Source organism: Streptococcus mitis, from assembly GCF_001074635.1.
In the GTDB taxonomy this organism is placed as follows: Bacteria; Bacillota; Bacilli; order Lactobacillales; family Streptococcaceae; genus Streptococcus; species Streptococcus mitis_E.
On the sequence record NZ_JUQO01000099.1, the window covers coordinates 1 to 1,868 of the forward strand.

The 1,868-nt window shown below is 35.4% G+C and carries 1 protein-coding gene; it reads left to right on the forward strand.

The window, feature by feature from the left end; genetic code table 11:
* Positions 1-1,571: G5 domain-containing protein (locus ADI58_RS04110; RefSeq protein ID WP_049521567.1), on the forward strand; the 1,571-nt coding region annotated here is incomplete at its 5' end.
* Between the last annotated feature and the right edge of the window lie 297 nt (positions 1,572-1,868).

The following is a 1,868-nucleotide window of genomic DNA, read 5'->3' on the forward strand; positions in this document are numbered from 1 at the left end:
AAGATAAAGTAGAAGTAGAAACAATCCCATCCCCAGTAAAATACGAAAAAGATGTTAGTCGCGAAAAAGGTCAAGATAATATTACTGTCCCAGGAAAAGACGGAAGTAAGACAACGACAACGACTTACACAGTAAATCCAGATAATGGGGAAGTTACTCCAAATGAAGTAAATCCAGTAATAGTAAATCCAACAGAAACAATAGTTAAAGTCGCGGCTAAGGATAAAGTAGTAGAAACATCAATTGAACCAGAAGTGGAATACGTTAAAGATGTTGAAAAAGACTTCGGTACACTAGATCAGCGTACTGAGGGTGAAAGAGGTAAAACAGTTACTACAACCACTTACGATGTAGATCCAAAGGACGGTCATATCACAGAACACGTTGGCAACCCAGTGGTCACTCCAGCTGGTAAAACAATAGTTAAGGTTGGGGCTAAAACTAAGGTTGAGCGTAGTAAGGATGAGCAAGGTCGTGAAGTTATCAAGACTACAACTTATGAAGTTGATCCAAAAACAGGTAAGGTAGCTCCTACAACAGTAACTACTTACGGAACAAAGAAAGAACCAACGGTTGAGAAGAAGGCAGTACCATCTCCAGTAGTTTACGAAAAAGATGATACGAAAGAAAAAGGTACTGAAGCAATCACCGTTAAAGGTGAAGATGGTGAAGATACAATCACAACAACGTACAGAGTAAATCCAACAACAGGGGAAATTACCCCAATTGTAGGAAAACCAGTTCGTACGAAAGAACCAACTAATACGATCGTTAAAATTCCAGCGAAGGATAAAGTAGTATATTCTAAGGATGGAGATAATGTTGTTAAGACAGTAACTACTTATAGAGTTGAACCAAATACAGGAAATATTACTGAGGATATAAGTGTTCTAATTTCTAATGAACATATTTTAGAATCAGCTAAATTGGATATAGCTGCACTACTTATCACTAAGTGGGTTGATGAGGATGGTCATGATCTAAAACCAGCGGATGTCAAAGAACCAGCTACACTGGGTGGTGCTAACGAGGCATTAGAAGCGGGTGAAATCGAAGAATATGTCTTTTTAAGAACAGAAAAAGATGAAGAAAAGCATGTTGTTAAACACATCTTCAAAAAAGTTTCATCTAATAGATTAATAGGAATTAATAATCATGAAACTAGTAACCATGAAACTAGTAACCATGAAACTAGTAACCATGAAACTAGTAACCATGAATCTAGTAACCATGAAACTAGTAACCATGAAACTAGTAATCATGAAACTAGTAATCATGAATCTAGTAACCAAGAATCTAGTAATCGTGAAACTAGTAACCAAGAATCTAGTAATCATGAATCTAATAACCCTCAACCAGTGCAATCTGATGATACGGAACGTGAATCTGAGAAAGTTACTCTAAATGAACAAGTGGGGGAAGTAGTGAGCAATGCACTAACTAAATCAAATGATTCTCAAACTGTATTGCCAAGTACAGGAACAGAATCAAATGCGACTCTTGCATCTCTAGGACTTCTTGGCATGTTAAGTGGTCTCGGACTTGCTCTTGGAAAGAAAAAAGAAGACTAAAAGTTTAGTCAAAATAAGAACTGTTTATTGTTGAACAATGAATGCAAAAGATTAAGAAACAGCCTTGTTCCTCATTTTAAGAGGTGCAAGGCTGTTGTTATATTCTCGAAAAAATCTAGATTTGAGAGAGGTGAACCTCTCTTTTTTTGTTCAAAACAATATGATATATTGATATTTTATAAATAATTAAAAATTTTTAACTTTTATTGATAGAACAAACCGGTTTTTTATTGTGTAAATATATTAAAAATGGTATAATTGAGCTGTGATAGCTGTGATAGCTGTGATAGCTGTGAT